This is a genomic window from Aeromonas sobria, from assembly GCF_006243315.1.
Classification (GTDB): Bacteria; Pseudomonadota; Gammaproteobacteria; order Enterobacterales; family Aeromonadaceae; genus Aeromonas; species Aeromonas sobria_A.
The window spans coordinates 14,712-32,252 of the sequence record NZ_NKWE01000017.1 but is presented as its reverse complement, the minus strand read 5'-3'; the positions used below and the strand labels follow the sequence as shown (position 1 = coordinate 32,252).

The window sequence follows — 17,541 nt, the reverse complement described above, 5'->3', positions numbered from 1 at the left end:
CTACTTCCCTTTCGGATAACGGGGATAGTCATCCTGGATCGGCAACCAAGGCAGTTGGCTGGCGGTATGGATGTGATAGGTCGGCGAGACACTCTCCGGATTATCAAGAGAAGCGATGGCCAGAGTCAGATATTCGGGATATTGAATGCTGCGATAACTGAGAGTGGCACCACAGGTTGCACAAAAACCGCGGCGAATAGTCTCCGACGACGCATACTCGGTCGGTTTACCGCACAACCACTGCACCTGCTCTACCCGAAAATCCATCCAGGCTCCGACAGGCGCCCCTGTAGTGCGCTGGCAATCCCGGCAGTGGCAGAAATCAGCAGCAAAAGGTGCCGCCAGCACCTTGTAGCGGATAGCACCGCAATGACAGCCCCCATCCATATCACGCACCTCCTCGATTATTTTGCAATCCCGCAAGATTACCCCGCTCGTAGTCAAAATTAAATACGCTTAATTACGCCCCATCCCCCGTCAAGAAATAGGTACATGAAATCTTTACATCCAATATTTCGACGTTCTATAAAAACACGAAAAATATGTGCATAACAGGCGTAATCTGCAGCCAGATTACCTAGCAAAAAACCAAACGCAACATGATTAAATTGCTCGACAGCAGGCATTAACACAGTGCTCGGCCATTAACCATCAAGGTTGTTTGATAGTCGTAGCCCGACGAAAATTAAAATGCGAAAATAAATATGCTCAATAAATAGAGCGATGCCCCCGGCTGACTCAGCACATTGATAGATGGATATCTGCATCAACACTGCCAAATATTATCTGCCATTAATCAAATATGTAAAAAAAGGGGGCCAAGCCCCCTCTCCTTAACCCATTAACGGCTGGACTATCTCTTTATTTGGCCGTCACCAACGCCCATGGGCCACCTTTGGCGGGATCATCCCCCTGCGTCCACCATTTGGCCTGATAGACGGCACCCTTGTAGCTCACCTTGCTGCCAGCGGTATAGACCTTGCTGACATCCCAGGCCGCATTGCCATTAATGGGCGGATCGACCGGATCTATCGGTGCAGGATCAAGCTTGGCGACGATCCGCACTTTAGGCCAACTGGCGTGCGATCCATAAAAATTGGTCACGCACTTCTCGTAATCACCCGGCACCAGCGCAGAGTAAGCGGTCTGGAAACCCACCAGCTCGCACTCAAAGGAGTAACCACCCGGGCGATCCGGATAGTATTTCCAGTTACCATCCCAGTTGGTGTAGAGCACATCGGTGGCGCCGTTGAGATTGAGGCTGCCATAAGGGGTCTGCTGCCAGCAGGTGTTCTTCTCATCCCCCTTGACCGGGATCTGGTAGTGCTTGGCCAGCCCTTCCCAGTAGCGGATGCGATTGACCGGTTGCCCCTTGTCCTTGTTCTGCTCACCGCACTCGATGCCACCGTTGATGACGTTGATGGTGGTGCCAAAGCCGTAGCCGATACCGGCGTCAGTTTCCCGCTTGGAGGGCACCCAAGTGCGATCAATCACGTGCAGCATGGCTGGTTTCGGGGCCTGCGGAGTGAGGAAGAACCAGATGGCCGAAGCGAGGTTGAGCCAGGAGTCTGCCACCAGCCCAGGGTTGTTGAGCAGCACCGAGGCATCGCCATCAAACATCACCTCGGAGAAGGCGCCGTAGTTAAAGTGGTAGGAGAGCTGCTTGGCGCCGCGGCCGAAGTATCCTTGACCGGTGCTGCAGGGCCACTTCTTGTTCTGCCAGTCATTCTGGCCGCAGCCGGTGGTGTAGCCGGTCTGTCCCTCTGACCAGCCCATCTCCCGTACATGCACCAGCGCCTGCTGCCACTCTTCCAACCCCTGCGGGTTATCTGAGACGTTCTCCTTGGCGATATGGCCACCGGTCTCCTGCGAAAAATGCGCAAAGGCGGTCACAATGGATTTTTTACAGATGGCATCAGCATCACGCCCGTCAGTATATTCCCCGCAGAACGCCGGGAATTTACCGATGGCTCGCAAGAAGCGGACATAAGTATATTCCGGCGCAGCCATCTGGGTTAAATATTCCCATTCAGATTGGGGAAATACCCGTTCAACCCGTTTTACGTTGTCAGGATTGCTTGCCAGACCCGGTTCAATGGCATCAACGATTTTATTGGACCGGGTGGCCAATGCCTTGGCCCATATTGCATACATGGGATTGGCCGTCTTGGCTTTTTCCACGGCGGCCAGATCCGGTGCCGCAATCACATATCCTCCCGCATTTTGCGGATCGGGTTGAATATTCATGGCTGCACTCATTGCGGCATAGCTTGGCAATGCGCAGGCAGCAGCGATCAGCCAGGCGCAACGCTTGGGTTTGAACATGTGTATCGTCCTTGTTTGGGAATAACGCGCTCCAAGAGTAGGTGTTTCAACCACTAAATTCACGATGAGAATTAAGGAATAGACGGAATTTGTGAGCCATTTCACCTTGTGATATCCAGCACACCTGAAACGAAGCAAAAGAACTCAAACGAAAACAATAAAGCGTGATCTGTCGCCAGTTTTTGCCCGAGTGAGACGATCAGTCGAGCTGCCAGCAACTCATTATTCGAGATGCAAAAAATGGCTGACACGCTCAGCCTGTCAGCCATCATCAATGTTCAAGAAAAATGCTCAAAAGAGCCCGGCGTCAGGCGCGCACGGCACGGATCAGAATATTGCGCGGGGTCATGGGTTTGGCACAGAACTCCCCCACTTCGACCCGATAGCCCTGCTCTTGCATAAAGAGCGCGCGATCCAGTGCCAGCCAGATCTCGAGGGGACGGCGAAACAGGTGGCGCACCAGCTCCATGCGGGCAACATCACCAAAGCGGCGCTCCCCTTGCGCCAGCAATGCGGGATAGTCGAGTCCGGCAGGCAAGGTTATGCCCTTGCGCTCTGCCGCCCACCCGCAAAATGCCTCGAAACTGCCGGTCAGCTGACTCTTTTGCATATTGGGCACCGGCAGATACTCATCCACCCCGCGCACCTGCCGCTGCAGGCAGTCAAATCCGAGCCGCCATATCACCTCCAGCTCTCGCAAGCGGGCGATCCGCGCCCCGCCGGTCACAGTCTCCTGCAACGGCAGCTTGAGATCCGCCTTACTCAACACCAGCTCGCTGGCCTTTGCCGCCGCAGACAGCGGGCGATAGTGGCTGGTGCGGATCAGGTGATAGCAGCAGGGGGAGATGGTCACCCCGCTGGCACTGCGCTCGGCCACCCGCTCCAAGAGATGGGTATGCAGCTCGCCGCAGGCATGGAGCGCCATGGCGTGGTGCTCGGGGGCGATCAGCGCCGCCGACTCGGGGGCAAAGGCATCGGCGCAGGTAAAAGTCATATTGGCGCCATCCCGCTCGGCCAGCAGCCGCCCTTCGTCGCAGAGCTGCGGTTGCAGTTCAAGGCTCAGGATCGGAGCTTGTCGGTGGAGCGACACCAGCCGCCCGAGGTGGCCCTTGCCGGCACACCACTCCAGATAAGGGCCCTGGTGGACGGGCAAGCAGGCAGTGAATGACTCGATCTGGGCCTGTTTGCGCCCCGGCATATTCAATGCCATTGCCTTGCTGCAGGTGATGGGTTCAGGGGGAAACAGGGCAAGCTGGCTCAGTTGTTGCAGCTCGGCCCCTTCGGCAATCCAGGGCGCCAGCAAGCAACTGAGGGCCCCCATATCCCCATCAAACTCGGCCAGCTGGGCCAGGGTCAATCCATTGAGCAGGGCTGCCAGATCAGGGGCCTCATCAGCAAAGGCCATCGCCAAATGATGGTATGGCTGATATTGCCACCAGCGCCGGTAGCGGGTGAGCAGTCGATCCAGTTGTTGAAAACGTTGAGCCAGCACGCGCGCCCCTGCCTTGCAGTCAAAAAAGAGGCTCATTCTAGCGATCCCGCTTCAAAATGCACCCTCAATACCCGGTAAATCCACCGTTAACAGCAAGCGGCGCGCCTTTCGCTCGCAGCCATCAACCAGGGTGACCTGACAAAGTAGGCGGTTTTATGCTATATTCCGCCCCCTCTTTCACGCGCCCCGCCCCTCGCGGGTCGCTTTACCACTAGCTATGGGACCAACAACATGACCATCAACGCCATCCTGCAAGCGCGCGCGGGCGCCAAGTGTGAACTGTGCAGCGCCGAGCAGGCGCTGACCGCCTTCGTGGTGCCTCACTCCCCCGCCAGCGACGATGATCACAGCGTTGCCATCTGTGACACCTGCCGTGGTCAGCTGGAACAACCGGATACCCTGGTAGTCAACCACTGGCGTGGCCTGAGTGACAGCATGTGGAGCCAGGTGCCTGCGGTGCAGGTGATGGCATGGCGTCAGCTGAAAGCACTCTCCGGCAAGGGGGAAGTGTGGGCTCAGGATCTGCTGGACATGATGTACATGGAAGACGAGGCCAAGGCCTGGGCCGAAGCCGGACTGGCTGACGAAGATGACGACAGCGTGCCGACCGTTGACTCCAACGGCGCCGTGTTGCAAGAGGGCGACTCCGTCACCCTGATCAAGGATCTGGAAGTGAAAGGCGGCGGTTTCACCGCCAAGCGCGGCACCCTGGTCAAGGGCATCCGTCTGACCAACAACCCGCTCCATATCGAAGGTAAGGTCAACGGCGTGCAGATCGTACTGGTCGCTGCCTACCTGAAAAAGGCCTAAGCCAGGCGCGACCGCTCTGCTGGCAACAGCATGAGCACAACGAGAAAGGATGGCGTCACGCCATCCTTTTTTATGCCTGCTTGCCGCTCTCAGCCAACCGCCAGCAGCAAAAAGGCGCATCCGGATGGACGCGCCTTTTTTACATTGCCACTGCCGTTAACCGGCAGCGGGAACGGTCACTCAGGAGGAGAGTTTGCCGTCCAGCTCTGCAATTTTGGCTGACCAGTAGGCCGGGCCGGTTTCGTGGATATTGTTGCCTTCGGAGTCGACCGCAACGGTCACCGGCATATCTTCCACTTCAAACTCGTAGATCGCTTCCATGCCGAGATCGGCAAAAGCCACTACCCGCGCCTTCTTGATGGCCTTGGCCACCAGATAGGCGGCGCCGCCCACCGCCATCAGATAGACGGCCTTGTGCTGCTTGATGCTCTCGACGGTTTTCGGGCCACGCTCGGATTTGCCGATCATGCCGATAAGGCCGGTGTCACCCAGCATCATGTCGGTGAACTTGTCCATCCGGGTGGAGGTGGTGGGGCCAGCCGGGCCAACCACTTCGTCACGCACCGCATCGACCGGACCAACGTAGTAGATGAAGCGGTTGGTGAAATCGACCCCTTCCGGCAGCCCTTCGCCATTTTTCAGCATGTCGGCGATGCGCTTGTGGGCGGCGTCACGACCGGTGAGGATCTTGCCAGAAAGCAGCACGGTATCACCGCTCTTCCAGCTGGCCAGCTCGGCCTTGGTGATGCCATCGACGTTGACACGGCGCACGTTGCCACCCGCTTCACGGGTGATTTCCGGCCAGTCGCTCAGTTTCGGCGGGGTCAGTTCGGCGGGGCCTGAACCATCCAGTTCGAAGTGAACGTGACGGGTGGCGGCGCAGTTGGGGATCATCACCACCGGCTTGGAGGCGGCGTGAGTCGGGGCAGATTTGACCTTCACATCCAGCACTGTGGTGAGGCCGCCCAAACCCTGGGCACCAATCCCCAGCTTGTTGACCTTATCGTAGAGCTCGACCCGCAGCTTCTCTTCGGTGGTCTTGGGACCACGGGCGATCAGCTCCTGAATGTCGATGTGCTCCATCAGGGCCTCTTTGGCCAGTACCGCCGCTTTCTCGGCAGTACCGCCGATGCCGATGCCCAGCATGCCGGGTGGGCACCAGCCTGCGCCCATGGTCGGCACGGTTTTCAGCACCCACTCGACCACATCATCGGAGGGGTTGAGCATCACCATCTTGGATTTGTTCTCGGAGCCGCCGCCTTTGGCCGCGATGCTCACTTCTACCTTGTTGCCGGGGATCATGTCGATATGCACCACAGCAGGGGCATTGTCTTTGGTGTTCGTGCGACTGCCAGCCGGATCGGCCAGCACCGAGGCGCGCAGCGGATTGTCAGGATTGGTGTAGGCACGGCGGGTGCCTTCGTCCACCATCTCCTGCACTGTCATGTCGCTGTCCCACTGGACTTGCATGCCGATCTTGACGAAACAGGTCACGATACCGGTGTCCTGGCAGAGCGGACGATGACCTTCGGCGGACATGCGGGAGTTGATCAGGATCTGGGCCAGCGCATCTTTGGCGGCCGGGTTGGCCTCACGGTCATACGCCGCTTTGGCAGCCTGAACAAAATCTAACGGGTGGTAATAGGAGATGTACTGGAGGGCATCTGCGATAGAATCGATGAAATCCTGTTTTTTTATAATGCTCATATCATCCTCACTGGTCCTTTTCCCTGCCAGACGGCAGAGCAAGGGCTTCCATATGATGGGCCGTGCTGACGTGCTGGCTAAAAACTATCAACCAGCAAAAAACGAACGACACGGCAGTTTTTTCTTAAGTCACCGACACCTATGATACGCTTGCCCACCAGCACCGACTAGGGTTCAGGGACTAAACTGTTGCCTGTGTAACATAAAATGACGCCAACACTTCATATCCATCATCTAGACCATAGCGCTGAACTCCATCAGCTTTTTGCCCGCCTGCAACATCAGCCGTGGGCCATGTTACTGGAATCGGCGGGGCCACTCGGCGCCGACAACGGCTTTGATATCATCAGCGCCGATCCGCTGGCGACCCTCGAGACCAGAGGTCTTGTCACCACCCTCAGCCAGCATGACCACGTCAGCGAACACCATGGGGATCCCCTCGCCCTGCTGGCCCGCACCCAGCAACAACTGCTGGGGGAGCGGGATCTGTGCGCCACTCGCCTTCCCTTTATTGGCGGCGCCCTCGGTCTGTTTGGCTATGATCTGGGCCGCCGCTTCGAGCGGCTGCCGGTGCAGGCCGCCGCCGATATCGCGGTACCCGACATGGCGGTGGGCATTTATGACTGGGCGCTGCTGCGCAATGTGGCGACCGGTGACTGGCAGCTGGTGCACTGGGGGCATGAAGCAGGCCTTGCCAAACGGCTGGCCTGGCTTGAACAGCAACAGGCCAAACCGGCCCCCGCTTTTGCCTTGCAGGGGTCATGGCAGAGCAATATGAGCCGCGCGGAATATGGCGAGAAGTTTGCCCGCATTCAGGAATACCTCGCCGCGGGGGATTGCTACCAGATCAACCTGACCCAGCGTTTCAGCGCCCCCTATCAGGGGGATGAGTGGCAGGCCTACTGCCTGCTGGCAGCCGCCAACAAGGCCCCCTTCTCTGCCTTTATCCGCCTGCCAGACAGCGCGCTGCTCAGCCTCTCCCCCGAGCGGTTCCTGCTGCTCGATGGCCGCCATATCGAAACCAAGCCCATCAAGGGCACTCGCCCTCGCCACCCTGATCCGGCCACCGATCGGCAAGTAGCGCTGGAGCTGGCACAGGCCGACAAGGACAGATCAGAGAATCTGATGATCGTTGATCTGCTGCGCAACGACATCGGTCGGGTCAGCCGACCAGGCTCGGTCAGCGTGCCTCATCTCTTTATGGTGGAGTCGTTTCCGGCGGTGCACCATCTGGTCTCCACCATTCACGGGGAGCTCGATGCACGCTGGCAAGGGGTCGATCTGCTGCGCGCCTGTTTCCCGGGTGGCTCGATCACCGGCGCCCCCAAGATCCGCGCCATGGGGATCATCGAGGAGCTGGAGCCCCAGCGGCGCAATGCCTATTGCGGCAGCATCGGCTATCTCAGCCAGCACGGTCGGATGGATACCAGCATCTGCATTCGCACCCTGATCGCCGAAGCGGGTCGTCTGCACTGTTGGGCCGGTGGCGGCATCATCGCCGACTCCGATGCCGACAGCGAATATCAGGAGACCTATGACAAGGTCGCCCGCATCCTGCCGCCCCTCTCGGCGCTGTAACCGCCCCCACCGTCAGGCCACCGTACAGGAGAACGCCCCCGCCATGGATCGCCACGAACTGTTGACCCGCTTCCAGTTGCAGCAACCCGCGCCGGCCCATCGCCTCGCCATTGGCGGGCTCAGTCCGGCGGCGGTGTTGATCCCGGTGGTGATGCGCAACGAGGGTCTCAGCGTGTTATTGACCCGGCGCAACCCCCGACTGCGTCATCATGGGGGGCAGATCAGCTTCCCGGGCGGGCGACAGGATCCGGGCGATGAGAACCTGATTGCCACGGCGCTGCGGGAAACCGAAGAGGAGCTCGGCATTCCGGCGCAGCTGATCGAGGTGATCGGCACCCTCAACCCGCTCAATACGGTGTCACGATTCGAGGTGCTGCCGGTGTTGGGGCTACTCGATGGCAACTATCCCCTCATTCTGAGTCCGGATGAGGTGGATCACGCCTTTGAAGTGCCGCTGGCCCATCTGCTGGATCGGCGCAACCACATCCCCCTGACCCTGACCAGAGGGGGGAAACAGCACACCCTCTACTGGATCCCCTGGCAACAGCACTTTATCTGGGGGGCCACCGCCAGCATGATCTGCCAACTTGCCCACCACCTTGCAAGATAACAATTCACCTACATTTGCCAGAGCGAAATTTAATCATTAACACTAAACTAACGTGCCAAATGGTAAACAAAAATTGAATTTTTAGTATTTCGCTCACATTTCCATAAAAAAGTAGGGTTTTTAGCCTTTAAAAAATGAATCTGATCAACATTTTTGATTAAAAAAACCGTATCCTTGCGCCGACTTAATAAGAACCACACATTCGGGGTGAGATAGATGTCTAATACTGTCACTGGCACGCAAGATGCTGCGACTGCAACGAAGCCACAAACCGGCTTCACTCAATCCACTGGTTGGCAAAAACGTGACTCTACCTGGGTCATCAGCCTGTTCGGCACCGCGGTCGGCGCAGGTATCCTGTTCCTGCCGATCAACGCGGGCATGGGCGGCTTCTGGCCGCTGGTAGTGATGGCGCTGCTGGTTGGCCCCATGACCTATCTGGCCCACCGTGGTCTGGCTCGTTTCGTACTCTCCTCCAGCAAGCCCAATGCTGACATCACTGAAGTGGTAGAAGAGCACTTCGGCGTGGGAGCCGGTAAATTAATCACCCTGCTCTACTTCTTCGCCATCTACCCCATAGTGCTGATCTACGGCGTTGGTATTACCAACACCGTTGAGAGCTTCATGGTCAACCAGCTGCAGATGAGTGCACCACCGCGCTGGATGCTCTCTATCGTGCTGATCCTGGGCATGATGTCGGTGATGCTGGCCGGTGAGAAGTTGATGCTGAAAGTGACCGAGTTTCTGGTCTATCCGCTCATTGCCATTCTGGCCGGTATCTCTTTGTACCTGATCCCGGACTGGACCGGTGCTGCACTAGCGCAAGTGCCCTCCGCCAAGGATTTCGCCTCTACCCTGTGGCTGACCATCCCGGTACTGGTGTTCTCTTTTAACCACAGCCCGGCTATTTCCAGCTTTGCAGTGGCCCAGCGCCGTGACTACGGTGATCAGGCGGTCCAGAAATCTGATGCCATCCTCAAGCGCACCGCTGGCGTACTGCTCTGCTTCGTGATGTTCTTCGTCTTCTCTTGTGTGATGAGCCTGACGCCTGCCCAGCTGGCTGAAGCCAAGTCCCAGAACATCGCCGTGCTCTCCTATCTGGCCAACCAGCATGCCAGCCCCATCATCTCCTACTTCGGTCCGCTGGTTGCGTTTGTAGCTATCGTATCCTCCTTCTTCGGTCACTATCTGGGTGCCCGTGAAGGTCTGAAAGGGATGATAGTGCAGAACATGCGCAAATCTGGCAGAGAGCCGAATGCCAAGAAAGTCGAGATGTTCATCATCGCCTTCTTCATCCTGACCCTGTGGGGCACCGCCATTGCCAACCCCTCCATCCTGGGCATGATTGAATCCTTGGGCGGCCCGATCATCGCCACCATCCTGTTCATCATGCCGATGTACGCCATCAAGCGTGTACCGGCCATGGCGAAGTATCAGGGCCATATCAGCAACGTATTTGTCGCTGTGATGGGGATGATCGCTATCTCCGCCATCCTGTTCCAATTGGTTGGTTAATCCCCGCCTCTGATAGCAAAAAGCCAGCCGGTTAACCGGCTGGCTTTTTTTATTGCGTTTGTCCCGCCCTGAATATGTTCTACACCTCATCATGCGGTTATTGCGGTGTCGTAATCCGAACTCACACAACCATCAGGGGCCGCGCCCTTATCCCGTAGCGGCACAATGATACCGTCAGCGACCCAATTCAAACCTCAGCCAACAAAAATGCCAGTCGGGTAAGCGACTGGCATCTCTTGCAAAGCACGCACCATCTCTGGCTGATTAGAGCGGCTGCACTTCCAACACGAATGGCGTGATACCGGTGATTTCAGGAATGCCGATCATCAGCGTATCTTTCTGACCATTGCTGTTACCCGGCTTCATGGTCAGATAAGCGGTGACACTGGCGTTACGATTGGCAAAATCGCGCATCGTTGTTTCCCAGAGCCCCTCATAAATTTTTCCGTCTTTGATATCAGCAGACCCTTTTAAGGTATTGAAGCTGCATGAGCGATTATTCCAACCGGTCAGCGTCAGCTTGTTCAGATCTTTAGTGTTGGCCTCTGTCTCACCGCTGACAGAACACCCCTCTTTAAACAGGATGGTCAGCTTGATCCCCGAACCATTGTTGCTGCGCTCGGTTTTGAAATCCTGAAACAGTGCGCTCTCCCCAAGGTTGTACCAAGAATCCGCATTGATCGGCGCGGTTACCATTGGCTGCAATGCCACTTGGCCGCCCCAATTCTGAATAGTGAGCGCTGAATCGATTTTGGCTTTAACGGCTCGATAATCGAGCACCCAGAGTGACTGGCTGCTTCCCGCCGTACCAGGCACAGACGCCATCTTGACCAATCCATCGACATTGGTGTTGGACTTTTGCTCTGCCGAGTCAAAGACACTGGGCTGGCTTTTGCTCACCAGCAACGACAACGTCAGTGGGTAGCCCTCACCTTTGTTCAGAGAAGAAAAGCCTTGAGGGAAGGTATAAGTGCTGACTGTGGTGCTTCTTTTTTCAGCAATGTTCATCGCCCAACCCGTGCCCTCTGTGGACGCCGGATAGACAAAACCCACCGCACGATAGCTGTCGTTGACCGGGCGGTTGATTAACTGCCCCTGAGCGTCCATCAGGACGGGGAGATAGACGCCAGCATCCGGCAGCGCCCTTGGTTGTGGCTCCGGTGGTGTGGTACCACCACCACTATCCCCACCGCCGCCGCCACAACCAGCCAACCCCAATGCCCCTACCATTGCCAACCAAAGTGTTGTTTTCTTCATTATTGAATCTCTTTTTTAGCCTGAACTTTATTATTCCGCTGCTATTTTAGGGGGGCGGTTCTCCCGCTGTCTGCCTGCCATTTGTAACCAAACATTTCGTCAAAATAGATGTTCTCTTGCGCACAGCTCCCCTCAACAAATCTTGGCCAGCTGATATAAAAAGCCCCTCACAGAGAGGGGCTGAATCGAATAGGCAAGCTACCGGATCACCCTTCGCGGCTGGGCAGCGCTGCGGTCTCCAGCAGGGTTTCATCTTCGGCCATGCAAGCAGCCGCGGTGAACAGCACGTCGGTGGAACTGTTGAGCGCTGTCTCGGCAGAATCCTGCAGCACGCCGATGATAAAGCCGACGGCCACCACCTGCATGGCGATGTCGTTGCCGATACCAAACAGGCTGCACGCCAGCGGGATCAGCAGCAAAGAGCCACCGGCTACGCCGGACGCGCCACAGGCACTGATGGTGGCAACCACGGAGAGCAGCACAGCAGTCGCCAGATCCACTTCCATCCCCAAGGTATGTACCGCCGCCATGGAGAGCACGGTAATGGTGATGGCCGCACCGGCCATGTTGATGGTGGCACCCAGCGGGATGGAGACCGCATAGGTATCTTCCGGCAGACGCAGTTTTTCACACAGGGTCATGTTGACCGGAATGTTGGCGGCAGAGCTGCGGGTAAAGAAGGCGGTCACGCCGCTCTCTTTGAGGCAGGTCAGTACCAGCGGATAGGGGTTGCGCTTGATCTTCCAGAACACGATCAGCGGGTTAACCACGAAGGCGATAAACAGCATGCAGCCGATCAGCACCACCAGCAGTTGGGCATAGCCAAACAGGGCGTCGAAGCCGGTCTCGGCCAGGGTCGAGGCAACCAGACCCAGAATACCGAGCGGGGCGCAGCGGATCACCGCTTTCACTATGGTGGAGACACCGTGAGAGAGATCGGTGATCAGCGCCTTGGTGCTCTCGTTGGCATGGCGCATGGCGATCCCCAGACCAATGGCCCACGCCAGGATCCCGATATAGTTGGCCTCCATCAGCGCCTTGACCGGGTTGGTCACCACGTTGAACAGCAGGGTCTGCAACACCTCGGTGATGCCACCCGGCGGGGTGATCTCGGCGGTGTTGGCCACCAGATGGAGGTTGGTGGGGAACAGGAAGCTAGCTACCACTGCGACCACGGCCGCAGAGAAGGTGCCAAACAGATAGAGCAGCAGGATCGGTCGCATGTTGGTCTTCTGACCCTGCTTGTGACCGATGATGGCCGCCATGACCAGTACGAATACCAGCAGCGGCGCCACCGCTTTCAGTGCGCCAACAAACAGGCTGCCGAGCAGACCTGCCGTTTTCGCCCACTCGGGTGCAAACAGAGCCAGCAAGATACCAAATACCAGACCAACCAGGATCTGGCTGACCAGACTGGTGCTATTGACCAGCCGAAGGAGGGGGTGTTGTTGTGTCATCAAAAAAGTCCCTAAGCACCGTAGTGCATGAATCATGAGTCCTGTCAGCAATCTTGCACCCGAGAAACCCCTGTCGCCCGAGTGTGGTGTCTGTGGCCAGCCTTCTGTCGGGCCGATCCGCCAGTCACCGGATTGCATGACGGAATATCCCATTCGCCATCTTTTTTTTCCAGAGACTCACCAAAAAATATCCCGTTTCCATCACAAAAAACCGCAACAAAACCTTAACTACAGCGCAACCACCCATTTTTGTACGTTTTATCAACACTCTCTACCTTCGCCTTCGCGACCATCCCTGTGCCATCCGTGACCGGCTTCGCTGTGCTATCATCCCCCATTTGCTGCGGAGCCTTGCCATGATCCCATCCCTGCTCAACCAATATTTTGGTTTCTCCGAACTCAGACCAGGTCAGGAACAGGTCATCAGCCGGGTGCTGGCTGGCCAGAGTGCCGCCGCCATCTTTCCCACCGGCTCCGGCAAGTCTCTCTGTTACCAGCTGCCTGCTCTTGCCCTGCCCCATCTGACCCTGGTTATTTCGCCACTGATTGCGCTGATGCACGATCAGCTCGCCTTCCTGAAAGGCAAGGGGATCAGCGCCGCGACCCTCGACTCAAGCCAGAGCCCGGAAGAGAGCCGCAGAGTGATGCAGCAGGCGCTGGATGGTCAGCTCAAGATCCTGATGATCTCGGTAGAACGACTCAAGAACGAGCGCTTTCGCCGCTTTATCGAGCAAGTGCCCCTGTCACTGCTGGTGGTTGACGAAGCTCACTGCATCTCGGAGTGGGGCCACAACTTTCGCCCCGACTACCTCAAGCTGCCAAGCTATCGCCATGAGTTGAAGATCCCGCAGGTGTTGCTGCTGACCGCCACCGCCACCCCGGCGGTTATTCAGGACATGCAGGCCAAATTTGGCATTGAGCCAGCGGGGGTCGTGGTCACCGGTTTCTACCGTTCAAATCTTGATCTGGCGGTCATGCCACTGGCACCCGATGCGCGGGATGGCTGGCTCGCGCAGGCGCTTGCCCAAGAGCCGACAGCCCCCACCATCGTCTATGTCACCTTGCAGCACACCGCCGAAGCGTGCGCCGAGCAACTCATGGGGCAAGGGATCAACGCCCGCGCCTACCATGCCGGACTCGACTCGGCGCTGCGCAGTCAGATCCAGCACGACTTTATGGCAGGCAAGGTGGCTTGCATCGTCGCCACCATCGCCTTTGGCATGGGGATCGACAAAGCGGATATCCGGCGGGTCATTCACTACGATCTGCCCAAATCCATCGAAAACTACAGCCAGGAGATTGGCCGCGCCGGGCGGGATAGCCAGCCATCACGCTGCATCGTGCTGGCCAACCAGAGCCAGTTGCCGGTGCTGGAGAACTTCGTCTACGGCGATACGCCGGACTTGAGTGCCATCCTTCAGCTGCTCGCCATCATCGGACAGAGCGGTGCCGAGTGGGAGTTCACTCTGCTACGCCTCTCCAATGAGACCAATATTCGCCAACTGCCACTGAAAACCCTGCTGGTCTATCTGGAGATGGCGGGCATCATCACTCCTGCTTACAGCTACTACGCCGACTACCGCTTCAAGTTTGTGCTGGATAAAGGCGAGATCCTGAACCGCTTCAATCCGGATCGCCGCCAGTTTCTGGGGCAGCTGTTCGCCTGCGCCCCGCAAGCACGCAGCTGGTGCACCATGGACTTTGACGCGCTCTGGCAGGGCTATCAGGGGGAGCGGCAACGGGCCGTTGCGGCGCTGGACTACCTGCAACAACAAGGCTGGATCGAGCTCGAAAGCAAGCAGATGACCGAGGTCTACCGGATCACCCGTCAAGGGTGGGACAACGAGCAGGAAGCAACCGCCCTGCACGCCCTGTTCCTGCAAAAAGAGCAGAGCGAGCTGGCCAGACTGCAAGCCATGCTCGACTTTTTCACCTCCCGGGAGTGCCTGAGCCACCGCCTCGCCCGCTATTTCGCCGATGAAGCGGCGCCGGCTCACTGCGGCCACTGTTCGGTCTGTCGCGGCGAGGTGGCGCATCTGCCTCCCCTGCCCCAACTGGCCATGCCAAACGAGGCAGGGATCCGCGCCTGGTGCGATCCGCTGATAGCCAAGACCGGCTCGGTAGATACCCGGGTGCTGGCCCGTTTCCTGTGTGGTATCGCCACGCCGCTGACCAGCCGGGTCAAGGCCAAATCGCTGGCGGGCTCTGGCCAGTTGGCCGCACACCCGTTTGCCCGTGTCCTGGCGGCGGTGCAGCAGGCCTATCCCTGATCGGTGTTCACATACGCCCTCTACACCCACCAGCAGACATTCACTTCTGCAGGCGCTGGAAAAAGAAGACCCTCGCGGTTGCGAGGGTCAAGCCAACGGAAACGTGCTTAAACAGAGCTTGGTGAGGCAACAGTCAACTCTCTTGCTAAAGCGTCTTGCTGATCACACGCTGCCAATCTAGGGCACCCGAAATGTAGCGTCAATGTAAAAAATAGAGCTTTAACACCAAACAGTTCAACTGACGTTAACGTGCACGTAATGATGATTTTGTTCATAATGGCGTTAGCCGTTGTCCCCACTGATTTTCCCTTCCCGCCGTCTCACTCGCGCAACAAGTTTCCACTCCCTGATAAACATTTATTTTTTATGTCTTTGACATTTACCTCACTATCGTGGCAAAAATAATTTAACAGTCAGTAACATAGCGGTGTTGTTGACTGACCCGGCCCGCATAAGGAACGAGCTGGTTTCTTCAGAATTTAACCAATCCACCGTGATGGACTACTGGGTGCCGTTGACTAGTCTTTAACTAGGTACCACACAACAACAGTGTTCCACTTTTTCAGGGTAAGCGACTATAACGAGGGCAAAGTTATGGGCATATTCGAGCATTACCAACAGCGATATGAGAAAGCAAGGGAAGAGGAGTACACCATTCAGGAGTTCCTGGATATGTGCAAGCAGGACAAAGCCTGCTACACCTCTGCAGCAGAACGCCTGCTGACCGCCATCGGTGAACCTGAGATGGTAGATACCTCTGCCAACCACCGACTGAGCCGCCTGTTCTCCAACCGTGTCGTGGCACGCTATCCCGCATTCAAGGATTTTTACGGGATGGAAGAGGCCATCGAACAGATTGTCTCCTACCTCAAACACTCCGCTCAGGGGCTGGAAGAGAAGAAGCAGATCCTCTATCTGCTGGGTCCCGTTGGCGGCGGTAAATCCTCGCTGGCAGAGAAGCTCAAATCACTGATGCAAAAGGTACCTATCTACCGCATCAAGGGCTCACCGGTTAATGACCATCCCTTCTGCCTGTTCGACATTGAAGAGGATGGCGAGATCCTCGAAAAAGAGTACGGCATCCCGCGCCGCTACCTGCGCCCCATCATGTCCCCCTGGGCAGCAAAACGGCTGCACGAGTTTGGTGGCGACATTACCCAATTCAAAGTGGAGAAGGTCAATCCTTCCATCCTCGATCAGATCGCCATCGCCAAAACTGAACCGGGTGATGATAACAACCAGGATATATCCTCGCTGGTCGGTAAGGTCGACATCCGCATGCTGGAGCACTTCGCCCAGGATGATGCCGATGCCTACTCCTACTCCGGTGCGCTGTGCAAAGCGAACCAGGGGGTGATGGAGTTTGTCGAGATGTTCAAGGCGCCCATCAAGGTGCTGCACCCGCTGCTGACAGCGACCCAGGAGGGAAACTACAACGGCACCGAAGGGCTCTCCGCCCTCCCCTTTGACGGCATTCTGCTGGCCCACTCAAACGAGTCCGAGTGGCAGCAGTTCCGCAACAACAAGAACAACGAAGCCTTCCTCGACCGGGTCTACATCGTCAAGGTGCCTTACTGCCTGCGCGTGTCGGAAGAGGTGAAGATCTACGAAAAACTGCTGATCAACAGTGAACTGACCGAGGCCAAATGTGCGCCGGGCACCCTCGAGCTGTTGGGCCAGTTCTCAGTTCTCTCTCGCCTGAAAGAGCCAGAGAACTCCAGCCTCTACTCCAAGATGCGGGTCTATGATGGCGAGAGCCTCAAAGACACCGACCCCAAGGCCAAGAGCTATCAGGAGTACCGTGACTACGCCGGTGTGGATGAAGGGATGCATGGTCTGTCGACCCGTTTTGCATTCAAGATCCTCTCTCGCGTCTTCAACTTTGACCACGCTGAGGTAGCGGCCAACCCGGTGCATCTCTTCTATGTACTGGAACAGCAGATTGAGCGTGAGCAGTTCCCGCAAGAACTGCATGATCGCTATCTGGAGTTCATCAAGGGTTACCTGACCCCACGCTATGTGGAATTTATCGGCAAAGAGATCCAGACCGCCTATCTCGAGTCGTATTCAGAATACGGTCAGAACATTTTCGATCGCTACGTCACCTACGCCGATTTCTGGATCCAGGATCAGGAGTACCGTGACCCCGAAACCGGCCAGCTGTTTGACCGTTCGTCGCTCAACAGCGAGCTGGAAAAAATTGAAAAACCGGCCGGGATCAGCAACCCGAAAGATTTCCGTAACGAAATCGTCAACTTCGTGCTGCGTGCCCGGGCCAACAATGCAGGCCGTAACCCCAACTGGACCAGTTACGAGAAGCTGCGCACCGTGATCGAGAAGAAGATGTTCTCCAACACGGAAGAGCTGCTGCCGGTTATCTCCTTCAACAGCAAAACCTCGGCCGAGGAGCAGAAGAAGCACGATAACTTTGTCGAACGGATGATGGAGAAAGGCTACACCCGCAAACAGGTGCGACTGCTCTCCGAATGGTATCTCAGGGTACGCAAGTCATCCTGACCC

12 protein-coding genes are annotated in these 17,541 nt (G+C 57.0%); 6 read left to right on the top strand and 6 right to left on the bottom strand.

What is annotated here, in order from left to right; translation table 11 throughout:
• The 3 genes from CF137_RS04045 to CF137_RS04035 form a co-directional block, all read right to left on the bottom strand.
• Positions 1–387: a GFA family protein gene (locus CF137_RS04045; protein ID WP_101320255.1), complete on the bottom strand. Its 387-nt coding sequence runs from the start codon at positions 385–387 to the stop codon at positions 1–3.
• 474 nt (positions 388–861) lie between these two features.
• Complete coding sequence (locus CF137_RS04040) at positions 862–2,325, bottom strand: chitinase (RefSeq protein WP_139718113.1); 1,464 nt, start codon at positions 2,323–2,325, stop codon at positions 862–864.
• A gap of 307 nt (positions 2,326–2,632) precedes the next feature.
• Positions 2,633–3,853: a methyltransferase gene (locus CF137_RS04035; protein WP_139718111.1), complete on the bottom strand. Its 1,221-nt coding sequence runs from the start codon at positions 3,851–3,853 to the stop codon at positions 2,633–2,635.
• Positions 3,854–4,048: 195 nt separating this feature from the next.
• Between CF137_RS04035 and CF137_RS04030 the strand changes: the two genes are divergently transcribed.
• Entirely contained in the window at positions 4,049–4,627 is a 579-nt protein-coding gene (locus tag CF137_RS04030; RefSeq protein ID WP_042023815.1) for a PhnA domain-containing protein, read from the top strand.
• A gap of 180 nt (positions 4,628–4,807) precedes the next feature.
• Here the strand turns inward: CF137_RS04030 and CF137_RS04025 are convergent, their stop codons facing one another.
• Positions 4,808–6,334 (bottom strand): fumarate hydratase, encoded by a 1,527-nt coding sequence (locus CF137_RS04025; RefSeq protein WP_101324645.1) that lies wholly within the window; start codon positions 6,332–6,334, stop codon positions 4,808–4,810.
• 294 nt (positions 6,335–6,628) lie between these two features.
• Between CF137_RS04025 and pabB the strand changes: the two genes are divergently transcribed.
• The 3 genes from pabB to CF137_RS04010 all read left to right on the top strand — a co-directional run bounded on the left by pabB (position 6,629) and on the right by CF137_RS04010 (position 10,037).
• On the top strand, positions 6,629–7,912 hold the full coding sequence (gene pabB, locus CF137_RS04020; protein WP_240038506.1) for an aminodeoxychorismate synthase component I: 1,284 nt from the start codon (positions 6,629–6,631) through the stop codon (positions 7,910–7,912).
• Between the two features lie 43 nt (positions 7,913–7,955).
• Positions 7,956–8,522 (top strand): CoA pyrophosphatase, encoded by a 567-nt coding sequence (locus CF137_RS04015; RefSeq protein ID WP_139718178.1) that lies wholly within the window; start codon positions 7,956–7,958, stop codon positions 8,520–8,522.
• Between the two features lie 216 nt (positions 8,523–8,738).
• Entirely contained in the window at positions 8,739–10,037 is a 1,299-nt protein-coding gene (locus tag CF137_RS04010) for a serine/threonine transporter (RefSeq protein ID WP_139718107.1), read from the top strand.
• Positions 10,038–10,301: 264 nt separating this feature from the next.
• Here the strand turns inward: CF137_RS04010 and CF137_RS04005 are convergent, their stop codons facing one another.
• Together CF137_RS04005 and sstT are read right to left on the bottom strand one after the other, a co-directional pair.
• Entirely contained in the window at positions 10,302–11,294 is a 993-nt protein-coding gene (locus CF137_RS04005) for a hypothetical protein (protein WP_139718106.1), read from the bottom strand.
• A gap of 206 nt (positions 11,295–11,500) precedes the next feature.
• Positions 11,501–12,751 carry a serine/threonine transporter SstT gene (gene sstT, locus CF137_RS04000; RefSeq protein ID WP_139718104.1) on the bottom strand — a complete coding sequence of 417 codons (1,251 nt, stop codon included), beginning with the start codon at positions 12,749–12,751 and terminating at the stop codon, positions 11,501–11,503.
• Between the two features lie 356 nt (positions 12,752–13,107).
• On the opposite strand from sstT, the gene CF137_RS03995 reads away from it, so the two are divergent.
• Together CF137_RS03995 and CF137_RS03990 are read left to right on the top strand one after the other, a co-directional pair.
• Complete coding sequence (locus tag CF137_RS03995) at positions 13,108–15,021, top strand: RecQ family ATP-dependent DNA helicase (protein ID WP_139718102.1); 1,914 nt, start codon at positions 13,108–13,110, stop codon at positions 15,019–15,021.
• Between the two features lie 594 nt (positions 15,022–15,615).
• A complete protein-coding gene (locus tag CF137_RS03990) occupies positions 15,616–17,538 on the top strand; it encodes a PrkA family serine protein kinase (protein ID WP_042023831.1) in 1,923 nt (640 codons plus the stop codon).
• The last annotated feature ends 3 nt before the right edge of the window (positions 17,539–17,541 follow it).

Bases quoted from the DNA above. Each gene is read 5' to 3' on its own strand.
- CF137_RS04045 (WP_101320255.1), bottom strand. From the start codon at position 387: ATGGATGGGGGCTGTCATTGCGGTGCTATCCGCTACAAGGTGCTGGCG.
- CF137_RS04040 (WP_139718113.1), bottom strand. From the start codon at position 2,325: ATGTTCAAACCCAAGCGTTGCGCCTGGCTGATCGCTGCTGCCTGCGCA.
- CF137_RS04035 (WP_139718111.1), bottom strand. From the start codon at position 3,853: ATGAGCCTCTTTTTTGACTGCAAGGCAGGGGCGCGCGTGCTGGCTCAA.
- CF137_RS04030 (WP_042023815.1), top strand. From the start codon at position 4,049: ATGACCATCAACGCCATCCTGCAAGCGCGCGCGGGCGCCAAGTGTGAA.
- CF137_RS04025 (WP_101324645.1), bottom strand. From the start codon at position 6,334: ATGAGCATTATAAAAAAACAGGATTTCATCGATTCTATCGCAGATGCC.
- pabB (WP_240038506.1), top strand. From the start codon at position 6,629: ATGTTACTGGAATCGGCGGGGCCACTCGGCGCCGACAACGGCTTTGAT.
- CF137_RS04015 (WP_139718178.1), top strand. From the start codon at position 7,956: ATGGATCGCCACGAACTGTTGACCCGCTTCCAGTTGCAGCAACCCGCG.
- CF137_RS04010 (WP_139718107.1), top strand. From the start codon at position 8,739: ATGTCTAATACTGTCACTGGCACGCAAGATGCTGCGACTGCAACGAAG.
- CF137_RS04005 (WP_139718106.1), bottom strand. From the start codon at position 11,294: ATGAAGAAAACAACACTTTGGTTGGCAATGGTAGGGGCATTGGGGTTG.
- sstT (WP_139718104.1), bottom strand. From the start codon at position 12,751: ATGACACAACAACACCCCCTCCTTCGGCTGGTCAATAGCACCAGTCTG.
- CF137_RS03995 (WP_139718102.1), top strand. From the start codon at position 13,108: ATGATCCCATCCCTGCTCAACCAATATTTTGGTTTCTCCGAACTCAGA.
- CF137_RS03990 (WP_042023831.1), top strand. From the start codon at position 15,616: ATGGGCATATTCGAGCATTACCAACAGCGATATGAGAAAGCAAGGGAA.